The organism is Gemmatimonadota bacterium, from assembly GCA_009841265.1.
Classification (GTDB): Bacteria; JAAXHH01; JAAXHH01; order JAAXHH01; family JAAXHH01; genus JAAXHH01.
Map to the genome: position 1 here is coordinate 176272 of VXMB01000014.1, position 19387 is coordinate 195658.

The window sequence follows — 19387 nt, forward strand, 5'->3', positions numbered from 1 at the left end:
TCCTGCGGCTTTCACCCGTCCAGGTTCGCTATCCGGCGAGGGCGGCCGGCTTTCCGTTTCTCATCACGAAGGGGAAATGCTCGCCCGCCTGGTTCATGGGCGCCCCGTCCGGCAGATCGACGAAGGCTTTCATGACGTGCTGCCCGGAAGCGACGAAGCGGGACTCGCCCGTCATGTAATGCATGGCGATGGCGCGCCTGGGCTGATCGGATCGGTTGAAGGGCGAGCCATGCCAGGTCAGCGAGTGGTGGAATGAGACCTCTCCGGTCTTCACCGGCCAGGGCCGGGGTGCTACCTTCTCCGCGCCGTTGCCGCCCGGCGGCGTGAAGCCTTCGATCCGCCCGAAGTCCTCGGCCTGCTTCAGGTGGGCCTGCGTCCGCAGGAACTCGATCTGGTTGCCCCACCTGTGACTGCCCGGCGTCATCCACATGCACCCGTTTTCCACCGTCGCGTCGTCGAGGGCGACCCATGCGGATACCGGCGTCATGGGCCGTATGATGGGCCACAGCGGCGCATCCTGGTGCCAGCTGGTAACGCCCCCGTAACCCGATGGCTTGTACTGGATCTGGTCGTGCCAGACCATCAGTTCGTCCGCCTCCGTGAGCCGGCTGATGGCTTCGACGATGAAGGGATGGTGGATCAGTCGCTGGTAGGCGTCGGACACTTCCCAGATGTTCACGATTTGCCAGACGCAGCGCTCCGGTTCCCGATCGCGGACCATGTTGTGGAACAGCACCGGTCTCGGCCCGTCCTCGGGAAAGCCTTCCGGACCGGTGTCGAGCACGCGCTGCAGCTCGTCGCGAAGTTCCTGGACGCCGGTGTCGTCAAGGACGCGGCCGCCGTTGAGGAACCCGTTGCGGTGAAATTCGACTACCTGTTCATCAGTCAACATCCCGGCGCCTCCCATTTCGTCCGCGTACGAAGCACAGGAACAACCCATGCCATCGACGCATTTTCGTCTCCTTTGATGACGCATCTGCGGTAATCATGAACGTGTGTATTCCAAGTTACCAATTTACCCACCGGCACGAAGCCGCCAAAGCCTTTTTTGAAGGAAGCCCCGTGTTGACATTACCGGCTTAAATCCCTATAATACGCATGTTGTCCGGCCCAACGCAGACGAGCGGCCGGCCGGTGGAAAGCACCACGTTGCACATGTGGAAAACCAACCGAACGCGTAGTATCCGGGCGTAAATCACGGCCCGGAACGCCATGTCCATCCGGGAGCAACCCGCTCCTCCGCCCACGAGGAAAGGCCAGCCGATGTCCGAAGCACCTACCGCGTCCACCGAAACCATGGAATTCAAGAGCGAGTTGCGGCAGATCCTTCACCTGATCACCCATTCGCTTTATTCCAACAAGGAGATCTTCCTCCGCGAACTGATCAGCAACGCCAGCGACGCGATCAACAAGATCCGCTTCAATTCCATCAACAACAGCGACCTGCTCGACGGCGATACCGAGTGGAAAATCAAGCTCATTATCGACAAGGAAAAGAACACGCTGACGGTTTCCGATAACGGTACGGGGATGTCCCGCGAAACCATCATCGACCAGTTGGGCACGATCGCGAAGTCCGGAACCAGGGCCTTCCTCGAGACTCTGCAGCAGGCGGACGAAGCCAGCCGTCCCGAGTTGATCGGCCAGTTCGGCGTGGGTTTCTACTCGGCGTTCATGGTGGCCGACCGGGTGACGGTAGTCTCCCGCCTGGCGGGCGATCCGAAAGACCAGGGCGTCCGCTGGGTCTCCGCGGGAGAGGGCGAGTTCACCATCAAGACGATGGAGAAGGATACGCACGGGACCGACGTCACACTCCATCTCAAGGAGGACGAGAAGGAGTTCCTGGAGGAATGGCGGCTGCGGCAGGTGGTCAAGGAGTTCTCCGATTTCATCGAGTATCCGGTCGTCATGGACGTGGAACGGCACGAACCTGTCGAGGGAGAGGACGACAAGACGGAGGCGGTGGTCCGGGAAGAGACGCTCAATTCCATGAAGGCCCTCTGGCTGCGTTCGAAGGACGAAATCGAAGAAGAAGAGTACAACGCCTTCTACCGCCAGATCTCCCACGATTACGGCGATCCGGCGAAGGTGATCCACTACACGGCCGAGGGGCTGACGGAGTTCAAAGTGCTGCTCTTCATCCCGGCGAAGCGGCCCTTCGATATGATGTTCGGCGATCCCAAGGTGGGACCCAGGCTGTACGTACAGCGGGTCCAGATCATGGAGAACTGCGAGGAACTGCTGCCGCCGTACCTGCGCTTCATCAAGGGTGTGGTGGACTGCGCGGACCTGCCCCTCAACGTCTCCCGCGAGATCCTGCAGCAGAACCCCATCCTCGACCGCATCCGGAAGAACATCGTCAAGCGGATCTTCACCGTGCTGGAGGAGATGAAGAAGGACGAGTTCGACAAGTACGTGGCGTTCTACCGGGAACTGGGCCTGATCCTCAAGGAGGGGATGGCGCAGGACTTCGAGAACCGGGACACCCTGACCTCTCTGGCCGTGTACGAGTCCATGAACACCGAGGCCGGGAAGTACATTTCCATGGATGAATACGTCGACCAGATGCCGCCCGACCAGGAGGAGATCTACTACCTGATCGGCGAGCACCGCGGCATGCTCGAGCGGACGCCGTACCTGGAGGTCTTCCGGGACCGCGGCTGGAACGTCCTCTTCATGACGGACCCCATCGACGAATTCGTCATGTCGTCGGTGGACGAGTACCGCGAGAAGAAGTACAAGGCGGCCGACAAAGGCGACATCTCGGCGGACGAATCCGACAAGGCCAGGGCGGAGGACGACGAGAAGACCTTCCAGGCCCTGATCGAAACCCTGAAGGGCAAGATCCCGGAGGTGCAGGATATCCGGCTCTCCACGCGCCTCAAGGACAGCGCCTCTTGCCTGGTGGCCGACGAGGGCGCCATGAGCGCCCACATGGAACGGCTCATGCAGCGCATGGGCGAGGGCGGCGGTCAGAGCTCCAAGCGCATCCTGGAACTCAACGCCGGACATCCCGTGGTCCAGGGCCTGCAGAAGCTCCACGACAGCGACGGCGAAGACGCGCGCGTCGAATCCATCGGCCGCCTGCTGTACGAGCAGGCCGTGGTGGCCGAGGGGTCCAAGCTCGACGATCCCGTGGGCTTCGCGAGCCGGATCAACGACCTGCTGGTCAAGGAACTGATCCGGATCTAGCGCGGAACAACGAGACGACGGTACGCTATGCGCACTCCCGCAGTACTCGTATCGATCCTCCTGCTGGCCTCCTGCGGCGAAGGCGAACGCGGCGGGGAACAGTCGGGGACCACCCCGGAAGGCGGCCGCGTCAACTCGATCGGCGTGACGCTGCCCGACGACGCCGTGGACGCCTCCCGCCAGGTGCTGCGGTCCATGAGCCCCGAGCCCAAGAGCCTGGACCCCAGTATCGAGCCCTACGATACCGAGCAGACGATCCTGCCCTTCGAGGCCCTGCTGTTCAAGGACGAGCACTGGAACCCGATCCCGGGTGCCGCGCACAGCTGGGGCTCGGATGACGGGATAATCTGGACCTTCAACCTCAGGTCCGGGATGCGCTGGAGCGACGGGTCGCCGCTGACGGCCCATGACTTCGTGTATTCCTACCGCCGGATGCTCGATCCTGAATCCACCAACATCTACGCCTTCTTCTATTACGACATCAAGAACGCCGAAGCGATCGTCAAGGGGGAGAACGAGGATCTCACGTCCCTGGGCATCTGGGCCGTGGACGATTCGACACTGGTCATCGAAACGGAAAAGCGGGCGCCCTACCTGCCCCATATCGTTTCCTTCGGTGACGCCATGCCGGTGCCGAAGCGGCTCGTGGACAAATACGGCCGCAAGTGGACCGAACCGCAGAACATCATCACGAATTCCGGCTTCATGGTCACGGAGTGGGTCAACGGCAGCCACATGACGCTTGTTCCCAATCCCTACTACAACGGCCCCCATAAGCCCTTCCTGGAGAGGGTGATACACCCTTTTCGCAACGCGGCCGCGGCCACCATCCTTCCTTACGAAAGCGACGAGGTCGACATGGAGAACGTGGACGTGAACGACCTGGAACGCATCGAACGTGATCCCGACCTGAAGCAAGATCTCGTGCGCTTTCACGGACTGAATACCTGGTATCTCTTCTTCAGGACGCAGCTGCCGCCCTTCGACGACATTCGCGTCCGGGAAGCCTTTACGCGGGTGATGGACCGCGACAATATCTGCAACATCATCCTTCGGGGAGGGGCCGTACCGGCTTATTCCATGATCCCGCCCGGCTTCAGGGAATTCGAGGGCGATACGCACGCCGCGGTGCAGGGCTTCGATCCCGAACGGGCGCGGCGACTGATGCGCGAGGCCGGATATCCGGGTGGACAGGGATTCCCCCGCCAGGAACTGTGGCTCAGGGCGCCTACGCCCTCCGACCGCCTGATCGGCGTGGCGATACAAAGCATGCTGAAAGAACATCTCGGCGTCGACGTGGACATCCGGACGGCCGACCTGCACACCTACATGGACCATCTGTACGAGTGGAACATGAACCTCGGGCTGATCGCCTTCGGCGCCGATTTCCTCGACCCCCGCAACATACTGGACATGATCTGGCACTCGCAGCCCCGGGGCCACGGCCGGCAGGACTGGCATAATCCCGACTTCGACCGCCTCGTGGATGCGGCCGCGGCCGAACTGAATCCGGAGATCAGGGAAAGTCTGTACCGTGAAGCCTCGGCCGTCCACGTGGCGGACTATCCCGGCGCGTTCCTCTATCACAAGATGGGCCTGCAGCTCCGGAAACCCTGGCTGAAGGGCTATGCCGTAAACGACGACGGCACCGTGGGTTCCTTCCGCTGGCACAAGTTATACATCGCCGAGGTGGAAGATGGGGAGTAGCAGGTTTTCCGGGGGGAAGCGGGGCCCGGACGCCCCTTGTTTACCGGCCGCGCTACGCCGGCCGCTCGGATTCCGCCTCCTTCTCGCGCCGCTCGCCCTATGCGTTGCGACCTTGCTTTGGATGCCCGGGGCGACCGCAGCCCAGGAAAGCCCGATCCTCCTGGAAGCGATCAGCGTCCTCCCCGTGGAAGGTCCCGAATCCAACCAGCCATCGGGACTCTTCGTCCATAACGACACCCTGTACACCGTTTCCGACAAGCACGACGATACCATCTTCCGGATTGAACTCCGGGAGGATGTCGCGGTATTCGTTCCGCATATCCGGTTCGAGGCGCAAAAACCCTTCGGCGTGTTCAGGTTGGACCTGGAGGGCATCACCCGCGATGACGACGGAAGCTTCTATCTCGCCAGCGAAGGGGCGTTCGCCATTCTGAAGGTCGACGCGGGCGGAACGAAGGCGTCCTGGGTCACCACGAGCCTTCGCAAAACGGGTGCATCGGCGGGACTCTTCCAGACGCGCGGCGGATATCTCGAGGGCATCACGCTGATGGCGCGGGACCGGTTCCTGGTCACCGCGGAACGGGAGCCCTGCGGCCTGATCGAAGTCGACATGGCCCCGGTGCAGCGGATCGTGGAGATCGCCAATCATGGCTCGGCGAACAGTTACACGGGGCTGCACCGTGAGGTCGAGAACGTATACATCCTGCAGCGGAGCACCGCGACCATCCGGAAGACCATCCGGTACCTGGACGTGGACAGCCCCTCGACGATCTGGTCCTTCGCCCATATCGTCAACGACCCGGAATACCTCTATCAGCACGAACAGTTCGGCGCAAAAACGGCGGAGGGGCTCGCCATGGACCGCGACCGGGTCTACGTCATCCTCGACAACAACAACGACGCTCGCCGGATGTATCCCACCGATCACAGACCCTTGCTCCTGATCATGAATCGGCCCGGTTGAAGTGGTCATGAATCGAGATGCCCAGGACAGGCTGGCACACCTCTTCCGCCGCACGTTCGGCCGTGGACCGGCGCGCATCGCCGCCCTGGGCGCGGACGGCTCGAGTCGGAAGTACTTCCGGTTGGCGGACAAGGGACGGACGGTCATCGGCGCGGCAAACGACGACCGCCGGGAGAACGTCGCCTTCCTTACGCTTTCGCGCCACTTCAACCGCCACGGCCTGCCGGTGCCCGAGATCTTCGCCGAGGACCTGGAACAGGGTGTCTACCTGCAGCAGGACCTGGGTGACGAGACCCTGTTCAGCCGGGTGGCCGCCGCCCGCGCGGAGGACGGATCGTTTTCGGACCGGCTGGTGGCAATGTATCGGCAGGTGCTCGACGACCTGTCCCGATTCCAGGTCACCGCGGCGGCGGACCTGGACTTCTCGATCTGTTATCCCAGGAGCCGGTTCGACGCGCAGTCCATCCGTTGGGACCTGAACTATTTCAAATACCACTTCCTGAAGCTTGTGCCTGTCGACTTCGACGAGCAGGCCCTCGAAAACGATTTCGAGCGGCTCACGGCGTTCCTCCTGGAAGCGGATACCCATTACTTCCTGTACCGCGACTTCCAGTCCCGCAACATCATGTGGCATGAGGGACGCCCGCATTACATCGACTACCAGGGCGGGCGGCAGGGCGCGCTTCAATACGACGTGGCGTCTCTCCTGCAGGATGCCAAGGCCGACATCCCGTGGGAGATTCGGGATGAGTTACTGGACTACTACGTCGCAGCGGCCGGCGCATATGCCCCTCTTCGCCGGGATGCGTTCCTCGCGCACTATTACGGTTACGCCCTGGTCCGTCTCGTGCAGGCGCTGGGCGCTTACGGGTACCGCGGGTTGTACGAGGGCAAGTCCCATTTCCTGACCAGCATCTCCCACGGCGTCCGCAACCTCGAGGGACTGCTCACGCGGGCCGGCCTGCCGGTCGACCTGCCTGAATTGGGCCGGGCCTGGTCGCGCATCATCGACGATCCGTCACTTCGGCGAATGGGCGAGGTTTCCGGAGAAGGACTGACCATCCACCTCTGGAGTTTCTCCTATCATCTCGGCCTGCCCCGGGATCCGAGCGGAAACGGTGGAGGGTTCGTCTTCGACTGCCGGATCGTGAAGAACCCCGGCCGCATTCCGGAATACGCGGACCTGACGGGAAAGGACGCGCCGGTGGCAGCCTTCCTGGACGAACTCGAGGAGGCACGGTCCTTCCTGGGGGATGCGCAGACCATGGTCGACCGGGCGGTCGAACACCACCTGCGCCGCGGGTTCACGGACCTGACCGTCGCCTTCGGGTGCACGGGCGGCCAGCACCGCTCGGTATACTTCGCGGAGCGGCTGGCGGCGCACCTGAAGGAGCGACCGGGCTTGAAGGTTCGGCTCAGGCACCGGGAGCAGGAGGATTCGTGAAGGCCATGATCCTTGCGGCGGGCCTGGGCACCCGGCTGCGGCCTCTCACCGATGCCCGGCCCAAAGCGCTCGTGACGGTGGCCGGCAGACCCATGCTTTACTGGGTGATCGCGCGGCTCGCCCGCCATGGTTTCACCGACATCATCATCAATGCCCACCATTTCGCGGAACAGATCGAAGCCTTCACGGCCGCGTACGATGGCCCCGGCGTTTCACTCACCGTTTCCGTGGAGGAGGAGATCCTGGACACGGGCGGCGGGGTGCGCAAGGCCGCGTGGTTCTTCGACCGCGAGGAGCCGTTCCTGGTGCACAACGTGGACGTGCTGACCGACCTGGATCTGTCCGAATTGACGACGGCCCACCGCGCTTCGGATGCCCATTCGGCGTCGGGCGCCCTGGTCACCGTCGCCGTGAAGAAAAGGAAGAGCTCGCGCCACCTGCTTTTCGACGAGGCGGGAAGGCTGGGCGGTTGGCGTTCGGATATCACGGGAGAGACACGCACGGTCCGGTCGATGGAAGGTCCCGTTACCGCCCTGCCCTTCATGGGTGTCTACGTTGTGTCCCCGGAGGCGTTGGGCAAGATGACCAGTACCGGTCCCTTTTCGATCGTCGACTTCTTCCTGGACCTGGCGGGTACGGGCGGGACCGTTCAGGCCTATCGGGCCGAAGAAGCCCTGTGGGCGGATCTCGGTAGCGTGGACCGGATCGTGGCGGCGGAGCGGCTGTTCGGAACGGACTGGTTCGCGGATTTCGGTTAATCCGTTTTCCAGGAAAGCACCGGTGTGCAACGGCCGGGCTTCGCGCCATCGGTCGAAAAGACTTGAAGTACAGTGCGCCTTTGGTTACCTTGAAACTGGACCTATCTTCCTCTAAACACGCCCTCACCCAAAGGAGGTTTTAGTGGACGTATCGTCCTCCCGCGGCGCGAGGCAGTGTCTGCGTAGCCTGCTCTATCGCGGTTGTTGCCCCCGCCGAAAATTGTCTCCCACATAACCGGCGACAGCGGGTAATTGCGCGACAAAGACGTATCCCTCGGGATTCGCGCTCATTGATCGTCTCCAGTTGAGCGTCTCCGATAGTTCTCGCGGAACGGATTTCTCTCAATTTTCGGCCCGGACGGCCTTCTTGTTCGTACCACCCGGGGCGATGGCGGCTCGTGGATGCACGGGCATCCCTGCTTGAAGCCGCCGGGATTCCGATCCAAGCGCAGCCTTTCTCTTCGCCCCGCACGGATCGAACTTCATGGGCCGGGCCGTAATTTATGGGTCTGACGCCGTTCATGGGTCCGCCGTGATTTATGGGTCCGACGTCCCGACCCGTCGCAACCCAAAACCAGTCGAGTTGCGAGGAGCACGCGGGGCGGTTCCGATTTCCGGGCGCCGGATCTCAGTTATCAGTAAGGAAGGTACCATGATCAGAAGCATGAACGGCAAGACCCCCAGGTTTCGGATATACGATCTCAGGAACTACAGGAAAATACCGCAGATCGACAGACTCCCGGACGACCTGAAGTTCGAAATGGAAGTCGTGGCGCGGGTTCTGCCGTTCCGGACCAATTCCTACGTGGTGGAGCACCTGATCCAATGGGAGAATATCCCCGACGATCCCATGTTCCAGCTCACTTTCCCGCAGCGGGAAATGCTGTCGCCGGACCACTTCGACGAGGTGGCGGCCCTGGTGAAAAAAGAGGCGGGTGAAGTGGAAATGGAGCGGACCGTGAACCGGATCCGATGGAATCTGAATCCACAGCCCGCGGGTCAACTCGAGCACAACGTCCCCAGGGAGGACAACGAGAAACTGGATGGCATGCAGCACAAGTACCGGGAAACGGTCCTGTTCTTCCCTTCCCAGGGTCAGACCTGCCACGCCTACTGTACCTTCTGCTTCCGCTGGCCCCAGTTCGTGGGCATCGATGAACTGAAGTTCGCCAGCCGCGAGGTCGAAAGCCTCATCAGGTACCTCGAAGACAATCCCCAGGTCACCGACGTGCTTTTCACGGGCGGCGATCCCATGGTCATGCGGGCAAAGAACCTCAGCGTGTATATCGATGCGTTGCTGAAGGCTGATCTCCCCAATCTGCACACGATCCGGATCGGGACGAAATCGCTGGCCTACTGGCCCCACAAGTACCTCACGGACCCGGATGCCGACGACGTACTGGCGCTGTTCGAACGGATCACCCGCGCCGGCAAGCACCTGGCGATCATGGCCCATTGCAGCCATCCCGCCGAACTCCAGCCCGACGTGGTGTCAAAGGCGGTCAGCCGGATCCGCGGTACGGGAGCGAAAGTTTACACGCAGTCTCCCATCCTGAGGAACATTAACGACGATCCGGATACGTGGGCGGCCATGTGGCGCAGGCAGGTGGACCTGGGTATGGTGCCGTACTACATGTTCATGGTGCGGGACACCGGCGTGCAGCAATTCTTCGCCGTGCCGATGGTACGGGCCTGGGAGATCTTCCAGAAAGCCTATCAGCAGGTTAGCGGGATCTGCCGGACCGTGCGCGGACCCAGCATGTCGGCCCATCCCGGCAAGGTCCACGTAATGGGCATCAGCGAAGTCCACGGGGAGAAGATCATCGCCCTCCGGTTCCTGCAGGGACGCAATCCCGACTGGGTCCTGCGGCCGTTTTTTGCCCGGTACGATAGAGAAGCCATCTGGCTGGACGACCTCGAGCCGGCCTTCGGCGAGGAGGCGTTTTTCTTCGAGAAGGAACTGGCACAGTTGTGCGAGGAGGACCTGCCCTCCGGCCAGTGGAATGAAATGGAGTCGCTTGTGCTGGAAGGCGTGGGGTGGGAATGATACGCGGTACGGGTTAAAAGAAGGATTTAACGAATCTTAAAAGTCAACAGTTCGTCTGGTATTTCAAACACAATCCCGTCTCTCTTCTTTTCGTAATAGATTAGCTGGACTTTTATAGAATCGTGTACGGTTGAGGCTTTGGACGTGTAGATAATCGGGATAATTGAAAACACCTTTTCACCCACGTACAGATTTAATCTCATTGATTCCTCGGTTTCACAATGACAGATCAGTAACGTCAACATCCTCAAGAAGTTTCGTTACAACCGAAACCGAGTTGTGCTTCTCCCACTTCATCCAGTTGTTACGTATTGCGGGCCGTGCATTTGAAAGAAGATCATCTGGTTCTGGGTGGAATACGATAATGCGTCTCTTTCGACTACCACTCACCCAGTCAATGATCTCGTTGTTGATACCTTTGTCACCAAAACCGTAGCCACATACAATTAACTGGTTCGCATTGTTTAAAGTCGAACGGAAGCAACAGTGTAGATCGCGAAAAACTCCTGCACTGTATTGCGAGATCTTGTTAAACGTACCGATTAGGAGCATTGGTCTTCCTGTTGTATCCAACCATTCACCACTACCGTCTTGTAGTCGTTGACAATCGAGATCAGCCGAAACAATTCCTACCCGATTGTCGAAAATCGTTCCACCGTGAGGATATAGTTCAAACCAGTCAATGGAACCGTGTAACTTTAGGAATGGTATCGATCCATTAGAAGAAAACCCCCCGTTCCAATAGCGTATTCCGGAGTCGTATCTATCTCTAAAGCCATCTGCAAGACCAATACCTTCGTTTCTTAAAAAGGTTTCGAGATGGGTGTCGTGACAAAGCGTGGAAATACTGGTGACACAGGAGCTTTCGCAGATGTGCTTAATTACACCAAGTTGTCTCACGGAATTCGGGTTACCTAAAAGACATCGCCAGACAATATCTACAATGTAATTGAGGCTTTCTTCGAGAAGTGATGCAAGCAAGTCTTCATTCTCAGTATGATTAATACATGTCTTAAAGTCATACTGTTCTAACTCATGTACCTCTGAAGCCATATCACTTCTAAGTCTGTCAATGAAAGATAGTACAACAGGGTTGTCTATTTCTCCTTTCCACTGCTCACATCCTTGCGAAATCAGATAGGCGATATCTTCATAATTTGGTGTCCGATTTAGGCCATAGTGTTCGTAGTACTGTCTCTGTACTTCATGAAGGTGATTCACTAATTCAATCACAAGTGTAGTTGTGCCTTCTTGCAGGACGGCACTGTTGAAATCTATGTAGTAGGACGAATCTGACTCCCTTGTAACGCCTTTTCCTGACCGTACTATTTGAGTCAGTTTTTTTGTGGATGGGAATCCCGCTGGTATTGAGGATCCTGCTCCCAATAGTACTGCAGTTTTCACACTACTGCTTCCTGGTGATATGGCGGTGTTACATATAGTTAGATTCAACTTCTTTACATTTGAATCATAGCTATCTGTTTTTGGTGTTGTCGAAGCACGCTCTTTTTCAACAACAGCCTCAGAGAGTCTTTCACTAACCCAATGATTGGTACTCACTCCGTCGACTTCGGCCGCCTCGGCTACCGCTGCGTGGACTTCAGGATCAATTCGCAACAATAGTTTCCCGGAATAAGGTTTGTTCGGAGTCTCGCCCCGTTCGTCACAGCTTTCCAGGTAGAACTCAACCGCCTCTTCAAAAGCCTCGCGTACTTCTCCAACGCTTTCTCCGTGAAAAGTGATGATGTCGCGAATACCAGCCACGCGTCCGACGAAACATCCGTCCTCGTCGCTGTATTCGATGCGCGCCGGATATCCCCTGTAGCGCATCGGCTTCATGGTGTTACTCCCATACATGTAAGAAACTCCCGTGCAGCACGTACCTGATAGGGTTTGGCCTCCTTGCCCGGATGAGGTCGATGAAAATCGGCTCGATGCGTCCCGTACTTGAAAGCTATTCTAGATCCACGACCTTCTATTAACTCGCAACCCACTGAAACAAGAAGTGTCTCGATTTGTCGCCATTCTATGTTCGACGAAACTGGGTCGGTAAAAACTGCTTCCAGGGTTTTCCGTTGGCGACTATTCATACTAAATGATATCACATTTCAATATCATTGGCAAGTGTTTTTTTAGTCGTCATCGCATGCGCTAGGCTCATTCCCCCAGCCCCGCATGCCGGCACACGATTTCCACGGCCTTGACCAGGGTCTTCGCGCCGAGTACCGCGTATTCCTCGATCAGGTTGCCTTCCTGGTCTAACGTCCCCAGACCGGGTCCGAGGAACATCTTCCCACTGTAGATCGTGGCGGGTTCCACGCCCATGTGCTCCTGGGCAAGCACGATGGGATTGGTGTTGGCCCACAGGTCTTCGAGGTTGAAGATCGGGATGCCGAAGGCACCGTCCTTCCACGTGCGTTCGTAGTTGAGCTCGGTGCCGCCCAGTTGATAGGTCTTCGTGAAGATCAGGTCGTCGCGGAAGCGCGCGGGCTCCAGCTGCGCGAATTCCTCCACGATGATTTCGTGGAACCGGTCTATGGGGTCGGTGACCAGGCGGGGCCGGTCGCGCAGGACCTTCAGGTACGCGGTCAGGCCCACCAGCGTGTCCCGGCCCGGATCGCTGAAGGTATACACGGCCTTTCCGTGGGAGGACAGCTCGCCGTAGCGCTGGCCGCCGAGGCCCATGCCCTTGCGGATCGGGTTGATGGTCTCCTCTTTGCCGATGAGCAACCCTGAGGCGGGCGCGCGGCCCGGCTTGTCCATGCTGTAGGTGATGATGTCGCAGCCGATGTCCCGCGGGTCCATGCCCACGATGGGAATCGAGCCCCCTGTGTCGACGATGTATGGGACGTCGTAATCCCGGGCCACGTCGGCCAGTTCCTTAAGGAGGATGGGCGCGCCATTCTCGTCCTGCGCTCCGAGCCCGTAGCTGGGGGTGTCGTATCCCACCGTGGCGATGCCCGTGAGCAGCGAAGCGTTTCGCTCGGCGGCTTTCTTCACGTTTTCGATGGTGCCGTCCACGTCGACGGAGGTGAGCAGCGACGTGGGATTGTACCGGATCCCGTGGGGATCGTATTTCGCACCGGCCATGCGGACGTAGAGCGTCTCGAGGTTCGCGAGGCTCTTGTTCTCGATGCCCAGTTCGCCGCCGGCGATGGTCCGGTCCACGAGGAGGTTCTTGTAACGCGGCGGGAAGGCCCGGCCGTATCCGCCGATCCATTCGTAGTCCTCCCCGTAGGGCATGAGCAGGCGGCCGCGGTAGATGTCGCCGTGGCGCATGGAGGGCGGCGCGCACAGGGTTTCGAGCGTGAGGCGCAGCAGCGCTTCGCAGGTATTGGCGGCTACTGCGTCGTACTCGTCGCCGTAGACGTCCTTGACGACTTCACGGAGTTCGTCTTCGATCACCCGGACCGGGAAGGTCTTGCCGCCCCGGTTGGCTTCCACGATCGCGTCGAGTACGTAGTCGGGCAGGTTGCCCGGCCTGGCCGAGCTGCCGGCGTACAGGCCGATGTCCTGCTTCAGCTTCAGCGTGCCGATTTCTTCGCCGTAGCGTCGTGCCTCCTCGACGATTCCGGGAAAGTTGTCGTAGATCGACTGGTACCACTGGTACTTGTACATGGTTGGTCTTTTTCGGACCGGCCCGGTGGCGGAATCAGGGCATGCCGGAAATCACTTCAAGCGCCCGTTCCACGTCGGCCATCCGGTTGTACAGGTGGGGCGAGAAGCGGATCACGGGGCCGCGCAGGGCGACCATGACGCCCGCCTGTTTCAGGTGTTGCGCCACGTCGGCAACCCGGCGGCCGGGGAAGCGCGCAGTGACGATGGCCGATCGCTCGTCGGCGTTCCGGGGGGAGGTAACCTCGGCGCCGATCGCGGCCAGGCCGTCGATGAGGTGGTCGGCCAGCACCTGGTTGTGGGCGAAGATCCGGTCGATACCCGTGTCCACGAGGAACCCGATCGACTTCGCGAACCCGCCGGCCAGCCCGTAAGCCATGGTGCTGAACTCGAACCGGGACGCGTCCTCCGGGTAGTCCGGGGGATCGGTGCGGATATCCCAGATGTCCTTCTGGCTTCTGAAGCCCACCAGGCCGGGCTCGAGACGTGTGGCCAGGTGCGGCGCAAGGTACATGACGGCCACGCCGAAAGGGCCGCACAGCCACTTGTACGCCCCGGCGGCCACGGCGTCCACGCCCATGCCGGTCGCGTCGATGGGCACCGCACCGGCCGACTGCGTAGCATCCACGACCAGCAAGGCGTCGTGACGATGTGCGATGTCCGCAAAGGCTGCGAGGTCCCAGCGCTGGCCGCTGCGGAACTCCACGTGGGACAGGGCCACCACCGCCGTATTGTCGTCCACGAGATCCCTGACGCGATCCGGATCGACGGTTTCTCCCCGCGCATGCGCCAGCCGGATCTCGCAGCCCGTGTGGTTGGCGACGCGCCGCCAGGGGTACACCGAGGCGGGGAAGGAAACGTCGGTGCTGACGACGTTGGCCTCCGCGCCGGGCATGACCGCCCAGGCGAGGGAACTCAGGAGTTCCGTGGTGCTGGAACCGGCGGCGATGTCCGTCGGAGAAGCGTTGAAGAGCCGGGCTGACTGCCGGTGGAGTTCGTCGAAAACCGTGGCTTCGGCTTCTTCGTCGAAGTGGTTGCTGCCGTGCTCGGCGACGTCCCGGTACCATTCGGTGATCGCCGCGGCCGCAGGACGGTACATGGGCGTCACGTTGGCCGCGTTGATATACGTGCAGGTCTGTGCTACGGGAAACTCGTCGACCGGTACCAGCGGATCGTGGGACGGCTTCATGGCAGGCCCTTCCCGTGATCAGCCGGCGGCCGCGCCGCGCTCGTTCTCGGATCCGGCGGCCTCTTCCTCGGCGACCTGGCGGAGCAGGCTGGAGATCCGGCGAAGCCCCTCGTTCAGGTAATCGGGCGGCAGGCCGTAGCTGATGCGGAGATGGTTGGGCACGCCGAAGTAGTCACCCGGCCCGATGAGCACCGATTTCTCCTGGATCAGCCGGTTCACGAGCGTCGCGGAGTCGGTCTTCAGGTTGTACCGGACGAAGGAAATGGCCGTCGCCTGGGGCGGCACGAGACTCAGGATGTCCGCGTTGTCGTCGATCCAGGTCCGGTAATTGTCCCATCCCCGGCGGATATAGCCCCGCGTCCGCTCGAAGATGGTCTTCCGCACGTCCGGGCGCAGCGCCAGCGGCGCGAGGAAGTGGTTGGACAACTTGGCCGTGCTCAGCGTCAGGTACTCGTGGCGCATCCAGAGCTTTCTGATCAGGTCTTCGGGACCGACGAGCCAGCCGATCCGCAGGCCGGGCATGGCGAAGGACTTGGACATGCTGCCCGCCGAGATGACCCGGTCGTACCGGCCGTAGAAGGTGGGCGACACTTCCTCGCGTTCCCGTTCGGACCCGGCGTAGATCTCGTCCGCGAGCAGGTAGGCGCCGCTGCCTTCGGCCACACGGACGACGGCGTCCATTTCGGCTTCCGTCAGGATCTGTCCGGATGGATTGTTCGGATTGCAGATGGAGATCAGCTTCGTTTCGTCCGAGACTGCGGCTTCGAGACTGTCCGTATCGAGCGCCCAGTTGCGGTCGGGATCGAGGCGGAACGTCCGCCGGACCGCGCCCAGGTTGTGCGCGAGTCCCCAGCTCTGGAGGTAGCAGGGCACCTGGACCGCCACCTCTCCGCCACCTTCCAGCAATGTCTGGAACGTGATGAAGTTGGCCTCGATGCAGCCGATGGTCACCAGGACGTTCTCGGCGTTCGCGCCGGGGTAGTACTGGGCGATGGCCTCCCTCAGTTCCGGCGAGCCATTCGCGTATCCGTAGCCCAGTTCAGTATCGAGCATACGGTCCAGGATGTCCGGATCGTGTTCGATCAGTTCTCTGACTTCAACCGGATGCGCGCCGCTCTCGGACAGGTTGTACTCCACGACCTGCTCCCAGTCCGACATGATGCGTTCCAGTTCGAATGGCTGGAAGGCCGCTGCCATGTGATTGCTCCTTACTTTACGGCGTGATAGACGGCTTTGGAAATCTGGATGTCCTGTACCGCGACGCCCGTCGAATCGGCGATCGAGATCTGGTCGTCGGAAGTGCGGCCCAGGGACGGATCCTGGATCACGTTTCCGAGTTCGACCACTTTGTCCTCGGTTATGGCGCCGGCCTTCATCGCCTGTGCGATTTCGCCGCGCAGCCTGCATTGCGGAATGCTGTCCGCCACGACCACGTCGGCCTTCGCGAGGACGCCTGGATCGAGTTCGATCTTGTCCGGCGTGTCGGAACCCATCGCGGTGATGTGCGTACCGGGACGCACCTGGTCGGCGGTCAGCAGCGGTGACAGGGACGGCGTGGACATGATGATGAGATTGCTGGTCGCCGCCACGGCGCCGGCGTCATCCGTGATCTCGACGGTGTATCCCTGGGCTTCCATTTCGTTCTTGTAGGAGGCCTTGCTCTCGGCGGAACGGCCCCAGGCGATCACGTCCGTGCAGTCGACGACGCCCTTGAGGTACTCGACCTGCATGCGCGCCTGGAGACCCGTGCCGAATACGCCGATGCGGCTGACGTTCTTCGGCGCGAGGGCCCTGGCCACGACCGGCCCCATGGCGGCCGTGCGCACGTTGGTGAGGTAGCCCTGGTCGAGCAGAAAGGCCACGGGCTGGCCGGTCCGCTGGTTGAAGATCAGCATCATGCCCTGGACGCGAGGCAGTCCGACCGTCGGGTTGTCGTTGAACCCGGAGGCCAGCTTGATGACGTAATAGTCGTCGTCGTTGATCGCGCCGTACTTGATATGCACGTTTCCGGGAGGATCCTCGAAGTGCATCTCGCCGACCGGCGGCACCTGCACCTTCCCCTGCGAATAGGCGACGAAACCGTCTTCTATATCCTGAATGACGTCAATGCCCTCTACGGCTTCCTTGATGCGGTCCAGCTCGACGATGAGCGGCATGGTAAGACTCCTCCCGGCAGTCCGGTTATCTGGGGATTGCGCATGGCGCAACAGGCAAGTGGATTGTTTCCCGAAAATGAGCAGACAAAATAACGTTTTTAAGAGGCAAAGTCAAATAAAACCGCTTGGATACCGAGCCTGGCAGGCGGGGATATTGTATTGACAAAAACCCCGGCGGGTCACACAATACGGGAGTCTCACAGACCGGCCGGCAAAGTCCCTTAAGGAGTGCTTACATGGCGGATGTAGTCCTGAAGAACGTGGACAAGCGGTTCGACAAGAACACGGTGGTCCGTAACGTCAACCTGGAAATCAAGGACAGGGAGTTCGTGGTCCTCGTCGGACCCTCAGGTTGCGGCAAGTCCACCACGCTGCGCATGATCGCCGGACTGGAAGAAGTGACCTCCGGCGAAATCCACATCGACGGGAAACGCGTGAACGACGTCCCGCCGAAGGACCGGGACATCGCCATGGTGTTCCAGAACTACGCGCTCTACCCCCACATGACGGTCTACGAGAACATGGCATTCGGGCTCAAGCTGCGCAAGTATCCCCGCTCCGAGATCGAGGCGCGGGTCAACGAGACCGCCGGCATTCTGGGCATCGGCCATCTCCTCGCCCGCAAACCGAAGGCGCTGTCGGGCGGCGAACGTCAGCGCGTGGCGGTGGGCCGCGCCATCGTGCGCAAGCCCAAGGTGTTCCTCTTCGACGAACCCCTCTCGAACCTGGACGCCAAGCTGCGCGTGCAGATGCGGACGGAGATCAGCAAACTCCATAACAGCCTCGAGGCGACCATCGTCTACGTCACCCACGACCAGGTCGAAGCCATGACCATGGGCGACCGGATCGCGGTGATGAAAGACGGCGAGGTGCAGCAGGTCGCCGCGCCCCTCGAGCTTTACGAGAAACCGGCGAACCGGTTCGTCGCGGGCTTCATCGGCAGTCCGGGCATGAACTTCCTGGAGGGCAGGGTCGTTTTCGACAACGGGCATGCGGCCTTCGACGAAGGCAGCCTCCGGCTTCCCATTCCGGACGGCATGCGAGAGGCCCTGTCGCCCTGGCGGGACCGGGAGGTCACTTTCGGCATCCGTCCGGAGGACATCACTTCCGTGGATGCGAACAAGGACTGGCGGGAAGCCCGTCAGATCAAGGCGACCGTCGAGGTGGTGGAACCCATGGGAAGCGAGACTTTCCTCTACATGACCACCGGCCGGTACCCGTTCATCGCCAGGGTGGACGCCTTCGTAGACCCCGCCATTAACACGGAACTGCCGCTCCTCGTGAACATGGCCAGGGCCCACTTCTTCTCCAGGGAAGATGAAGCGGCGATCGTTTGACCGGCCTGTGTCGGGCGCGGGCGTCAACACGCGGGTGGGAGGCGTCAGCCCAAATGGGCGCGCTTGGCGAGGAAGGTCAACAGGGCCTGGTCGAATGGCGTGCCGGTGTCCAGGCTGAGATAGTCCGCGGCGTTCTCCCGGCAGACGCGGGTGTACAGTTCGTCCTGTTCCTTCAGATCCCCCAGGTAGGCTTCACGGATCACGTGCGGGTGGGTATACACCTCTTCCCCGGTCTCCATGTCGCGGAAACGAGCGGGATGGCGGAATTCGAAGCCCTTCTCGGCGGGATCCAGCAGGCGAAACACGATCACTTCATGTTTTCGATGGCGGAAATGCCGGATGCTGTCGACGATGTCACCGGGTTCGTCGAAAAGATCGGAAATGATGATGATCAGCCCGCGCCGCTTGATCCTTTCCGCCAGCGAGTGAAAGGTCGCCCGGCTTCGCGTTCCTGATCCGGACGCCGCGGCGTGCAGCCGTTGCAGAATGATGTGCAGATGGTTGCGGACCGACCGCGGGGGAACGTATTGCCTGATCCGCTCGTCGTACAGCACCAGCCCCACGGAGTCCTGCTGGCTCAGCATGAGGTAGGTGAGCGCGGCCGCCAGGTATCTCCCGTACTCCAGCTTGCTTATCCCCGTAGACACGAATTCCATCGACGCGCTGACGTCCAGGAAGATATAGGATTTCAGATTGGTTTCTTCTTCGTATTCCTTGATGTAGAACCGGTCTGACTTGGCGAAAACCTTCCAGTCGATGTGCTTGATGGGATCGCCCGGCATGTACTGCCGGTGTTCCGCGTATTCGACGCTGAACCCGTGGTAGGGACTGCTGTGCAGCCCGGCGATGAACCCTTCCACGACCAGCCGCGCCTTGAGATCCAGCCGGGCAAGCCGGGACACGGTCATCGGATCGAGGTATTTGCGGTAATCGGTCGAATTCATGGTGTGCGGTCGAGCGTGCTGTCAAGCCTGCAGA

The 19387-nt window shown here is 60.6% G+C and carries 15 protein-coding genes and 1 pseudogene; 7 read left to right on the forward strand and 9 right to left on the reverse strand.

Annotation, left to right across the window (positions count from 1 at the left end; genetic code table 11):
* Positions 1-28 precede the first annotated feature (28 nt).
* Positions 29-892 carry a phytanoyl-CoA dioxygenase family protein gene (locus F4X08_13445; GenBank protein ID MYD26804.1) on the reverse strand — a complete coding sequence of 288 codons (864 nt, stop codon included), beginning with the start codon at positions 890-892 and terminating at the stop codon, positions 29-31.
* 371 nt (positions 893-1263) lie between these two features.
* On the opposite strand from F4X08_13445, the gene htpG reads away from it, so the two are divergent.
* From htpG to F4X08_13475, 6 genes and pseudogenes are all read left to right on the forward strand, one after another.
* Positions 1264-3192 (forward strand): molecular chaperone HtpG, encoded by a 1929-nt coding sequence (gene htpG, locus F4X08_13450; protein ID MYD26805.1) that lies wholly within the window; start codon positions 1264-1266, stop codon positions 3190-3192.
* A 27-nt stretch (positions 3193-3219) separates the two neighbouring features.
* On the forward strand, positions 3220-4899 hold the full coding sequence (locus tag F4X08_13455; GenBank protein ID MYD26806.1) for a peptide ABC transporter substrate-binding protein: 1680 nt from the start codon (positions 3220-3222) through the stop codon (positions 4897-4899).
* Positions 4889-5863 (forward strand): esterase-like activity of phytase family protein, encoded by a 975-nt coding sequence (locus F4X08_13460; GenBank protein MYD26807.1) that lies wholly within the window; start codon positions 4889-4891, stop codon positions 5861-5863. Before F4X08_13455 ends, F4X08_13460 begins: the two co-directional genes overlap by 11 nt.
* Before the next feature lie 7 nt (positions 5864-5870).
* On the forward strand, positions 5871-7307 hold the full coding sequence (locus F4X08_13465; GenBank protein MYD26808.1) for a phosphotransferase: 1437 nt from the start codon (positions 5871-5873) through the stop codon (positions 7305-7307).
* Positions 7304-8065 (forward strand): nucleotidyltransferase family protein, encoded by a 762-nt coding sequence (locus tag F4X08_13470; protein MYD26809.1) that lies wholly within the window; start codon positions 7304-7306, stop codon positions 8063-8065. The genes F4X08_13465 and F4X08_13470 overlap by 4 nt, the downstream gene beginning before the upstream one ends.
* Before the next feature lie 652 nt (positions 8066-8717).
* Positions 8718-10037, forward strand: a pseudogene (locus F4X08_13475) (lysine 2,3-aminomutase).
* Between the two features lie 101 nt (positions 10038-10138).
* On the opposite strand, the gene F4X08_13480 reads toward F4X08_13475, so the two are convergent.
* From F4X08_13480 to F4X08_13510, 7 genes are all read right to left on the reverse strand, one after another.
* Entirely contained in the window at positions 10139-10357 is a 219-nt protein-coding gene (locus F4X08_13480; GenBank protein MYD26810.1) for an MjaI family restriction endonuclease, read from the reverse strand.
* On the reverse strand, positions 10329-11951 hold the full coding sequence (locus F4X08_13485) for a type II toxin-antitoxin system HicB family antitoxin (protein MYD26811.1): 1623 nt from the start codon (positions 11949-11951) through the stop codon (positions 10329-10331). The genes F4X08_13480 and F4X08_13485 overlap by 29 nt, the downstream gene beginning before the upstream one ends.
* Positions 11948-12202, reverse strand: coding sequence for a type II toxin-antitoxin system HicA family toxin (locus tag F4X08_13490; GenBank protein MYD26812.1), 255 nt, complete (start codon positions 12200-12202; stop codon positions 11948-11950). The genes F4X08_13485 and F4X08_13490 overlap by 4 nt, the downstream gene beginning before the upstream one ends.
* 67 nt (positions 12203-12269) lie before the next feature.
* Positions 12270-13730: a hypothetical protein gene (locus tag F4X08_13495; protein ID MYD26813.1), complete on the reverse strand. Its 1461-nt coding sequence runs from the start codon at positions 13728-13730 to the stop codon at positions 12270-12272.
* A 34-nt stretch (positions 13731-13764) separates the two neighbouring features.
* Positions 13765-14916 (reverse strand): aminotransferase class V-fold PLP-dependent enzyme, encoded by a 1152-nt coding sequence (locus tag F4X08_13500; protein ID MYD26814.1) that lies wholly within the window; start codon positions 14914-14916, stop codon positions 13765-13767.
* 18 nt (positions 14917-14934) lie between these two features.
* On the reverse strand, positions 14935-16113 hold the full coding sequence (locus F4X08_13505; GenBank protein MYD26815.1) for an aminotransferase class I/II-fold pyridoxal phosphate-dependent enzyme: 1179 nt from the start codon (positions 16111-16113) through the stop codon (positions 14935-14937).
* An 11-nt stretch (positions 16114-16124) separates the two neighbouring features.
* Positions 16125-17072 carry an ornithine cyclodeaminase family protein gene (locus tag F4X08_13510; GenBank protein ID MYD26816.1) on the reverse strand — a complete coding sequence of 316 codons (948 nt, stop codon included), beginning with the start codon at positions 17070-17072 and terminating at the stop codon, positions 16125-16127.
* Positions 17073-17308: 236 nt separating this feature from the next.
* Here F4X08_13510 and ugpC point away from each other — a divergent pair, with 236 nt between their 5' ends.
* Positions 17309-18409 carry a sn-glycerol-3-phosphate ABC transporter ATP-binding protein UgpC gene (gene ugpC, locus F4X08_13515; protein MYD26817.1) on the forward strand — a complete coding sequence of 367 codons (1101 nt, stop codon included), beginning with the start codon at positions 17309-17311 and terminating at the stop codon, positions 18407-18409.
* 44 nt (positions 18410-18453) lie between these two features.
* Here ugpC and F4X08_13520 read toward each other — a convergent pair whose 3' ends face one another.
* Entirely contained in the window at positions 18454-19353 is a 900-nt protein-coding gene (locus tag F4X08_13520) for a DUF58 domain-containing protein (GenBank protein ID MYD26818.1), read from the reverse strand.
* Positions 19354-19387 lie beyond the last annotated feature (34 nt).

What these genes read in the sequence shown, in the direction of transcription:
- F4X08_13480 (MYD26810.1), bottom strand. Translation starts at nt 10,357, where the DNA reads ATGTTGACGTTACTGATCTGTCATTGTGAAACCGAGGAATCAATGAGA.
- F4X08_13445 (MYD26804.1), bottom strand. Translation starts at nt 892, where the DNA reads ATGTTGACTGATGAACAGGTAGTCGAATTTCACCGCAACGGGTTCCTC.
- F4X08_13460 (MYD26807.1), top strand. Translation starts at nt 4,889, where the DNA reads ATGGGGAGTAGCAGGTTTTCCGGGGGGAAGCGGGGCCCGGACGCCCCT.
- F4X08_13485 (MYD26811.1), bottom strand. Translation starts at nt 11,951, where the DNA reads ATGAAGCCGATGCGCTACAGGGGATATCCGGCGCGCATCGAATACAGC.
- F4X08_13505 (MYD26815.1), bottom strand. Translation starts at nt 16,113, where the DNA reads ATGGCAGCGGCCTTCCAGCCATTCGAACTGGAACGCATCATGTCGGAC.
- htpG (MYD26805.1), top strand. Translation starts at nt 1,264, where the DNA reads ATGTCCGAAGCACCTACCGCGTCCACCGAAACCATGGAATTCAAGAGC.
- F4X08_13495 (MYD26813.1), bottom strand. Translation starts at nt 13,730, where the DNA reads ATGTACAAGTACCAGTGGTACCAGTCGATCTACGACAACTTTCCCGGA.
- F4X08_13465 (MYD26808.1), top strand. Translation starts at nt 5,871, where the DNA reads ATGAATCGAGATGCCCAGGACAGGCTGGCACACCTCTTCCGCCGCACG.
- F4X08_13510 (MYD26816.1), bottom strand. Translation starts at nt 17,072, where the DNA reads ATGCCGCTCATCGTCGAGCTGGACCGCATCAAGGAAGCCGTAGAGGGC.
- F4X08_13455 (MYD26806.1), top strand. Translation starts at nt 3,220, where the DNA reads ATGCGCACTCCCGCAGTACTCGTATCGATCCTCCTGCTGGCCTCCTGC.
- F4X08_13520 (MYD26818.1), bottom strand. Translation starts at nt 19,353, where the DNA reads ATGAATTCGACCGATTACCGCAAATACCTCGATCCGATGACCGTGTCC.
- F4X08_13500 (MYD26814.1), bottom strand. Translation starts at nt 14,916, where the DNA reads ATGAAGCCGTCCCACGATCCGCTGGTACCGGTCGACGAGTTTCCCGTA.
- F4X08_13490 (MYD26812.1), bottom strand. Translation starts at nt 12,202, where the DNA reads ATGAATAGTCGCCAACGGAAAACCCTGGAAGCAGTTTTTACCGACCCA.
- ugpC (MYD26817.1), top strand. Translation starts at nt 17,309, where the DNA reads ATGGCGGATGTAGTCCTGAAGAACGTGGACAAGCGGTTCGACAAGAAC.